This window comes from Empedobacter sp. UBA7611 (genome assembly GCF_002484365.1).
GTDB lineage: Bacteria > Bacteroidota > Bacteroidia > Flavobacteriales > Weeksellaceae > Empedobacter > Empedobacter falsenii_B.
Genome location: NZ_DLJR01000023.1, coordinates 48,442 through 56,707, shown reverse-complemented (window position 1 = coordinate 56,707; position 8,266 = coordinate 48,442). Strand labels below are relative to the sequence as shown.

At 31.0% G+C, this 8,266-nt stretch carries 6 protein-coding genes and 1 other RNA gene; 6 read left to right on the top strand and 1 reads right to left on the bottom strand.

What is annotated here, in order from left to right:
* Positions 1-449 precede the first annotated feature (449 nt).
* From B3R94_RS03340 to B3R94_RS03320, 5 genes are all read left to right on the top strand, one after another.
* Entirely contained in the window at positions 450-1,763 is a 1,314-nt protein-coding gene (locus tag B3R94_RS03340; RefSeq protein ID WP_038335404.1) for a T9SS type A sorting domain-containing protein, read from the top strand.
* A 182-nt stretch (positions 1,764-1,945) separates the two neighbouring features.
* An RNA gene (ffs, locus tag B3R94_RS03335) (signal recognition particle sRNA small type) lies at positions 1,946-2,044 on the top strand.
* An 81-nt stretch (positions 2,045-2,125) separates the two neighbouring features.
* The gene (locus tag B3R94_RS03330) at positions 2,126-3,778 is read left to right on the top strand and encodes a CTP synthase (RefSeq protein WP_125349700.1); all 1,653 of its coding nucleotides are present in this window, start codon (positions 2,126-2,128) and stop codon (positions 3,776-3,778) included.
* A complete protein-coding gene (yidC, locus tag B3R94_RS03325) occupies positions 3,756-5,600 on the top strand; it encodes a membrane protein insertase YidC (RefSeq protein ID WP_125349701.1) in 1,845 nt (614 codons plus the stop codon). The genes B3R94_RS03330 and yidC overlap by 23 nt, the downstream gene beginning before the upstream one ends.
* 213 nt (positions 5,601-5,813) lie before the next feature.
* Positions 5,814-6,380, top strand: a complete 567-nt coding sequence (locus B3R94_RS03320; RefSeq protein ID WP_114998990.1) for an acetate uptake transporter — start codon at positions 5,814-5,816, stop codon at positions 6,378-6,380.
* Positions 6,381-6,445: 65 nt separating this feature from the next.
* Here B3R94_RS03320 and B3R94_RS03315 read toward each other — a convergent pair whose 3' ends face one another.
* On the bottom strand, positions 6,446-6,760 hold the full coding sequence (locus B3R94_RS03315) for a GlsB/YeaQ/YmgE family stress response membrane protein (RefSeq protein WP_125349703.1): 315 nt from the start codon (positions 6,758-6,760) through the stop codon (positions 6,446-6,448).
* A gap of 119 nt (positions 6,761-6,879) precedes the next feature.
* Between B3R94_RS03315 and glmM the strand changes: the two genes are divergently transcribed.
* A complete protein-coding gene (gene glmM, locus B3R94_RS03310) occupies positions 6,880-8,262 on the top strand; it encodes a phosphoglucosamine mutase (RefSeq protein WP_291098678.1) in 1,383 nt (460 codons plus the stop codon).
* The last annotated feature ends 4 nt before the right edge of the window (positions 8,263-8,266 follow it).

The window sequence follows — 8,266 nt, the reverse complement described above, 5'->3', positions numbered from 1 at the left end:
TAACAAGGGGAAGATTACAAAGATCCTACATTAAAAAGAAATATCTATAATTTAATTAGCCTAAATGCAATTGCAAAACAAGATTGGCAACTTTTTGAAGAAGCTGATAGTTTATCTTCTATCTATAATAAGCAAGTTGTATTATCAGAAACGAAATCTGTATATAAAGCTATACAATCAATTGAAGAAGACGCAAATTATGATGAAAAGAAATCGTTATTTACTTCTATTTTCACCATTATTCTATCATTCATTATAATATTATTAATCAGTTTTTTATATTTTAGAAAAAAGAAAAAAATCACTTCAGAAAACATTGCTTTAAATCAAGAATTATCCAGATTATTAAATAAAGAAAAGTAAATTAATAATTCACGAATTTCAAATAGCAAACAGAAGTGATTTCTGAAAATGAATATTAATTTTGAATTCAAGAAATTAATATTTATATGAAAAAACATTACTTTTTATCCCTATTTGTTACTTTATGTACTTTACAAATAAATGCACAAACAGAAGCTTATTTTTCTCAAGCTTTAGGTACATCAATTAGAAGTATTAATAATAATGGATTAGGTTTATCTGCTGTAAAATATTTCGATTACAACACAAAGGTTTACACAATTGCTGAAACAGCTTTAGGAATAAGTCAATTAAATACAATTAATGACAATGGTGATATTACTGGAGAAATGAAAATTTCTGGAACAAGTAATAAAGTACCTGCTTTTAAAACAAAAACAAGTGATTGGAAACAAATTGGCGTTTTTCAAGATTTTGTTTTCGGCAAAAGTACCTTTACTGTTTTTGATTATTCCGAAAATGGAAAGTATATCGTTGGTCAAATGTCAAAAAGAATTAATAATAAAGACATATATGGATCTTTTATTTACTATACAGAAACAGGCGAACTAAGACCTATATTTAATGAAAAATATTTAGCATTAGCTGTTTACACTATTAATGACGAAGGGTTAATGGCTGGATGGGTTGATGATGAAGGAAATAATGGAGGAACAAGACGAATCCCCTGTTTAATCGATCAAGATTTAAAGATTACATACATAGATGAAACTCTTCCGAAATCCGCAGTTTCAGATATTATGAAAATTAATGTAAATGGGCTAATGGCAGGAGAATGGGAAGGGCTTCCTATGGTCTATAATCATAAAACAGGTGAAAGAAAATCTATAAAAATCTATGATGGTTTTTATGCAGGAGCTTTTGAAGATATTTCTGATAATGGAATTGCTGTAGGATATATGACTACTATGAATAGTGCTAATCAACTAGTTAGAGAAGCTGTAATTTGGCATGAATCTTTTGGAGATCAAGTACAACTTTTAAGCGATTATGTTAAAAAAGCTGGTTTCTCTATTGATACTTATGATGGAATGATGGGAACAGCTTTAACAATATCTAATAACGGAAAATATATTGGAGGTTATGATAATTCTGCTTTTAACTTTGGAAGAGGATGGGTTGTCAAGCTAAGTGAAAAACTATTAAATACAAACGAAAGTATCAAATATACAAGTAATATAAACGTCTATCCTACTTTGGTTACATCAACACTTAACATTTCATCTGATTATATTATCAATCAATATACAATTACAACTATTGACGGGAAAGTAGTTAAAAAATCAAATCTTAATAATATAAAAGAAAAGATTGAAGTATCATCATTATCAAAAGGAATTTACATTATTACAATCAATTCAAATCATACTACCAAATCTGTAAAATTTATTAAACAATAATAAAGTAAATTCATTTCATCAATTACTTTTATTAAAGTAAATTAATTTTTTTCAATGTGGGTGGAACTTTTATAGTTCCACTTTTTTATTGTAAATCAATTCATTATTTACATTTTTGATAAAATTATTTATTTTTTTCCCTAAACCCTTTTATTTTTACAAAACTTTCTTACCTTTGCATCAGGCAAGTCCTACACAACCAGCTCCTGTTGAATCCTCCAGGACGGGAACGTAGCAAAGGTATACGGTCGTAGCGGTGTGATGTAGATCGCTTGCCTATTTTTATTTTTCTAAATTTCACTCCCACTTTTTTTTACCCCATTATTTATTCGTAAATTTGCAACCATTGATTTAAAGATTCAATGGAAACAAACAAAGCACCAAAGTACATTTTCGTTACCGGAGGAGTAACATCGTCGTTAGGAAAAGGAATCGTAGCATCATCATTAGGAATGCTACTAGAAGCAAGAGGATATAGAGTAACAATTCAGAAATTGGATCCCTATATAAATGTAGACCCAGGAACACTTAATCCTTACGAGCATGGAGAATGTTACGTTACGGAAGACGGTGCAGAGACCGATTTAGATTTAGGACATTATGAGCGTTTCTTGAACCGTGCAACATCTCGTGCTAACTCAGTTACTACAGGTCGTATTTATCAAACAGTTATAGAAAAAGAACGTCGTGGAGATTATTTAGGAAAAACAGTTCAAGTTGTTCCTCATATCACAAACGAAATAAAACGTCGTATCAAATTATTAGGTAATACAGGTGATTATGATATCATCATTACTGAAATTGGAGGTACGGTTGGAGATATTGAGTCTTTACCTTATATCGAATCTATCCGTCAGTTAACTTGGGAATTAGGAGAACATAATTCTTCTGTTATTCACTTAACATTAGTCCCTTATTTAGCTGCTGCGGGAGAATTAAAAACAAAACCTACTCAACATTCTGTTCGTACATTAATGGAAAATGGTATTCATGCCAATGTTTTAGTTACACGTACGGAGCGTCATTTACCAAAAGATGTAAAAGCTAAATTGGCTTTATTCTGTAATGTTCGCAAAGAAAATGTAATCGAAAGTATGGATGCAGACACAATTTATGAGGTTCCATTCTTATTACATAAACAAAATTTTGACGAAGTTGTTTTAAAAGGCTTAGATTTGCCAACTGATCAAGAACCAGATTTTACAGTTTGGAACAAATTCTTATCAAATCATAAAAATCCTAAAAACGAAATAGAAATTGCTTTAGTTGGTAAATACGTTTCGTTACACGATTCTTATAAATCAATTACAGAAGCATTTACACATGCTGCTGCAACTTGCGAAACGAATGTAAAAGTTCGTTGGGTATATTCTGGCGATATTACAGAAGACAATGTTGGAGAGCAATTGAAAGGAGTTTCGGGAATTTTGATCGCGCCAGGTTTTGGAGATCGTGGTATTTTAGGTAAAATAATTGCTGCAAATTATGCACGAAGAAATAATATTCCAACATTAGGAATTTGTTTGGGAATGCAAATTATGGCAATCGAATTTGCGCGTAATGTTTTAGGTTACGAAAAAGCAGATTCAGCAGAAATGGATTTAACAACGCCTTATCCTGTTATCAGTTTGATGGAAGATCAAAAAGATGTTTCGGACAAAGGAGGAACAATGCGTTTAGGAAATTGGAAATGTGAATTAACTCCTAATTCAAAAATTGAGAAAATTTACAACACAACCGAAATCTTAGAACGTCATCGTCATAGATATGAATTCAACAATGATTTTTATGATGAATTTGTTGAAAACAATTTTATTCCAGTTGGTAAAAATCCTGAAACAGAATTAGTAGAAATTTTAGAACATAATCAACACCCATATTATATAGGTGTACAATTCCACCCGGAATATAAAAGTACAGTTGCTTCGCCACATCCTTTATTTATAAGTTTTATCGAAGCTTCTTTATTGAATAAACAAAATGATTTATTAAATGCAACAAGAGAAAAAATTTGATTTTAACCAAACGATTGGTTTTATTTTAATTGCAATTCTTTTTGGCGTATTCTATTTTCTAAACAAACCTTCGGAAGCGGAGGTCGAAGCTCAGAAAAAAGAATTAGTTCAAAAGCAAGAGCAAGCAAAAAAACAGGAACAATTAAATAAAACAGCTACAACACAAGCTTTTCAAACTGTAGATCCTACATTAGCAAAAGATATTGAAGTTAGTAATGATAAATTAAAAGTTACTTTTTCGCCAAAAGGAGCTCAAATTTCTGACGTACAAATCGTTGGATATACAGCTTACAATGACAAAAAAGATGGACACAAAGATCTTTTACATTTGATAAAAGATGGATCAAGTAAGTTCAACTTATCATTCAAAACAAAACAAGGAGCTGTTCTTAATGTTTCGGATTTAGTTTTTGTGCCTCAAGTACAGAAAAATGCGAACAATACAATTGTTACGTTTACAGCGAATGCTCAAAATAGTCAAATTCAATACATCTATACATTAGGAGATTCTTATGGTATCGATTTCGAAATTAAAACGCAAGGTTTATCTAACATCACTTCTGAGAAAAATGTAGATTTAGCGTGGACAATGGACGGTTTCAGTACTGAGAAAGGGAAAGATCAAGAAAAATATTGGTCGCATACTTATTTTCAGTTCAAAGGAAACAAAGACATCGAATACGAATTATTTGGTTCTGACGAATGGGAAGAAGAGGAAGCTATTTCTTGGGTAGCCAACAAACAACAATTCTTCGCAACAGTTTTATCAAATGATGAAGGGTTTAAAACAACAAAAGGTGGTTCTAAAAACTCTGATAAAGAGGATTTAACTTATAGTAAACACTATCACTTAAACTCTAAATTAGAGTTGAAAAATAGTGAAATCAATTCTAAATTCACATGGGATTTTATTCCATTGGATTATAAAATGTTGAAAGATTACAACGACAAAGGATTCCAAAACTTAATTGACTTTGGTTGGGGATTATTTGGTTGGTTGAATAAATATTTCTTCTTGAATGTTTTCAAATGGTTAGCTTCAGTAGGAATCACTTACGGATGGGTAATCTTTTTGATGACAATCGTTGTAAAATTGATTTTATCTCCAATTATGTACAAACAATACCGTCAATCTGCATTGATGAAAGTTGTTCGTCCAGAGTTGAATGAAATCAACGAAAAATACAAGGATCCGAAAGATGCGATGAAGAAGCAACAAGAAACAATGGCAATTTATCGTAATGCAGGAATCAATCCATTAGCAGGATGTTTACCAGCATTATTACAAATTCCTATTTTCTATGCGTTATTCCGTTTCTTCCCGAACTTAATCGACTTGAGAGGTGTTCCTTTCTGGTTCGTAGACGATTTAACAGCATTCGATGATTTAATCAAATTACCAGAATGGGTTCCATTCCTTAATGGTCACTTAAGTGTATTCGCTTTATTATACATTGTTGCAATGATGATTTATTTTAAAGTTTCTGGATCTATGGATAACTTCCAAATGCCACAACAAGAAGGAATGCCAAACATGCAATTCATGAAATACATGATGTATGTAATGCCAGTTTTCTTCTTTGTATTCCTTAACAATTATGCTTCTGGTCTATCTTGGTATTATTTAGTATCCAATGCGATTAATATTTTCATCGTGTTATATATTAAGAAATATATGATTCACGAAGCGAAGATTCATCAAATCATCGAAACAAATAAAACAAAACCTAAAAAGACAGGTAAGTTTGCTTCGAAAATGCAAGAAATGATGAAACAAGCTCAAGAAATGCAAGAGCAACAACAAAAGAACAAAAAGAAATAATCAAACTATATTTCAAATTCAAAGATCCGTTAATGATAATTAACGGATTTTTTATTTATTCAAGACAATAAAAAATTAAGTATTCAATTTATTACATACCAATAATTTATTCAATTAAAAATACTTTTGTAGTGTATATTATACACTTTTTATGAATAAATTCTTTTTTATTTATTATTTTCAGATTATTATTGTCTCAAAATAATAAATAACATGAATAATATTTACTCGATTAAAGACCAAACAGCAAACCCTGGACCTTTAGGATTATTTGGTTTTGCAATGACAACTGTTTTATTAAACATACACAATGCAGGCTTTTTTCCTGTTAATAGTATGATTATGGGAATGGGTGTTTTCTTTGGAGGTGGAGCACAATTTGTGGCTGGCGTTATGGAATGGAAAAAAGGAAACAACTTTGGTAGTATTTCATTCATGTCTTATGGCGCTTTTTGGTTAACACTTGTATTTACATGGTTAGCACCGATGTTTGGCGTAGAAAAACCGGACGGAAATTCAATGGGATGTTATTTAGGAATGTGGGGATTATTTACATTAATCAACTTTTTACAAACATTAAAAGGTAATTTGGTCGGAAAATTATTATTTGGTTCATTAACTTTATTGTTCTTTTTATTGGCAGCAGGTAACTTTACAGGAAGTCAAAGTATTTTACATTTTGCTGGTTGGACAGGAATCATCTGCGGATTTATTGCTTTTTACGAAGCTTCTGCAATTATGATTAATCAGAAATACGAAAAAGCAATTCTTCCTCTATAAATAGTATGAATAAAAAAAATCCTTTATCAGAGACTGATAAAGGATTTTTTTATAATTGTAATGAATTATTTATTAAACATTGGAGCTAATAATTTTTTCCAAATAAATAAGATTAATAATGATCCTAAAATTGAAAAAATCCAATCCAATGGACTGAAAAAACTTACTTCTCCATCATGAGAAATTCCTAAAATTGTACGCATATAAGCTCCTAAATATGCACCAATAATACCTATAAGTGCAGTTACCCAAAATCCTCCCGGATCTTTACCTGGCATTATTGCTTTAGCAATTCCAGCACAAATTAAACCGAACACTAAGTATACCAAAAAGCTCCAAACTCCGGTAATACCTAACATAATAAATGAAGTTGTCATCATAATTAATACTATTTTTTATGGTTTTAAAAATTGTTAAGTAAATCTTAACTAAAATCGTTCCAAAAAGATAAGAAAAGTTTTTGTAATTTGTAAATTTGTAACACTATAAAATAAAATTTATGTCTCTAATCAAATCTATTTCAGGTTTTCGTGGAACAATCGGAGGAAAACCAGGAGATAATTTAACTCCAATAGACGCTGTAAAATTTGCAGCAGCTTACGGAACTTGGCTTAAGAATCAATCAAATCAATCAGAATATAAAGTAATTGTAGGGCGTGATGCTCGTATTTCTGGACAAATGGTTTCTCAATTAGTTTGTTCAACTTTACAAGGATTAGGAATTAATGTTGTCGATTTAGGTTTATCTACAACGCCAACTGTAGAAGTTATGGTGACACATTTGCATGCAGATGGAGGAATTATTTTAACTGCTTCTCACAATCCAAAAGAATGGAATGCGTTGAAATTATTGAATGCAAAAGGAGAATTTGTTTCTGCTGCAGACGGCGCACAAATTTTAGCTTTCGCAGATAAAGATGATTATACATTTGCAGAAGTTGATGATTTAGGTTCTTATGAAACGTTTGATGATGCAATTGATTTACATATCGAGAAAATTTTGGCTTTGCCATTAGTGAATACAAAAGCGATTCAAGAGAAAAATTTCAAAGTTGCGATTGATGCGGTAAATTCAACTGGAGGAATTGCAATTCCTAAGTTATTACAACGTTTAGGTGTGATTCATTACGATATGTATTGCGAGCCAAACGGACATTTTCCTCATAATCCAGAGCCTTTAAAAGAACATTTAGGTGATATCTGCAAAAAAGTAATCGACGAAGAAGCTGATTTCGGGATTGTAGTTGATCCAGATGTTGACCGTTTAGCAATTATCGACGAAAAAGGTGAAATGTTTGGAGAAGAATACACATTAGTTGCAGTCGCAGATTATGTATTATCAAAAACGCCTTCAGCAACAGTTTCTAACTTATCATCTTCTCGTGCATTACGCGATATTTCTGAAAAATATGGTCAAAAATATTCGCCATCAGCAGTTGGAGAAGTGAATGTTGTGGTTGAAATGAAAAACGTTGACGCTAAAATTGGTGGAGAAGGAAACGGTGGAATTATTTATCCAGAATTGCACTACGGACGCGATTCTTTAGTAGGAATTGCTTTATTCTTGACATATTTAGCTGAACAAGATAAATCAGTTTCTGAAATTAGAGCTTCTTTTCCAGCATATTTTATGGCGAAAAAGAAAATCGAATTAACACCAGAAATCAATGTGGACGAATTGTTAGTGAAAATTCAAGAAGTTTACAAAAACGAAGAAATCAATACTGTTGATGGAGTTAAAATTGATTTCCCTACAGAATGGGTTCATTTAAGAAAGTCAAATACAGAGCCAATTATTCGTATTTATACTGAAAGTACTTCAGAAGAAAATGCAAATAAATTAGCTGATAAAATGATCGAAAGCATCAAAAATATTATCTAAAACA

What these genes read in the sequence shown, in the direction of transcription:
- B3R94_RS03340 (WP_038335404.1), top strand. Translation starts at nt 450, where the DNA reads ATGAAAAAACATTACTTTTTATCCCTATTTGTTACTTTATGTACTTTA.
- B3R94_RS03320 (WP_114998990.1), top strand. Translation starts at nt 5,814, where the DNA reads ATGAATAATATTTACTCGATTAAAGACCAAACAGCAAACCCTGGACCT.
- yidC (WP_125349701.1), top strand. Translation starts at nt 3,756, where the DNA reads ATGCAACAAGAGAAAAAATTTGATTTTAACCAAACGATTGGTTTTATT.
- glmM (WP_291098678.1), top strand. Translation starts at nt 6,880, where the DNA reads ATGTCTCTAATCAAATCTATTTCAGGTTTTCGTGGAACAATCGGAGGA.
- B3R94_RS03315 (WP_125349703.1), bottom strand. Translation starts at nt 6,760, where the DNA reads ATGATGACAACTTCATTTATTATGTTAGGTATTACCGGAGTTTGGAGC.
- B3R94_RS03330 (WP_125349700.1), top strand. Translation starts at nt 2,126, where the DNA reads ATGGAAACAAACAAAGCACCAAAGTACATTTTCGTTACCGGAGGAGTA.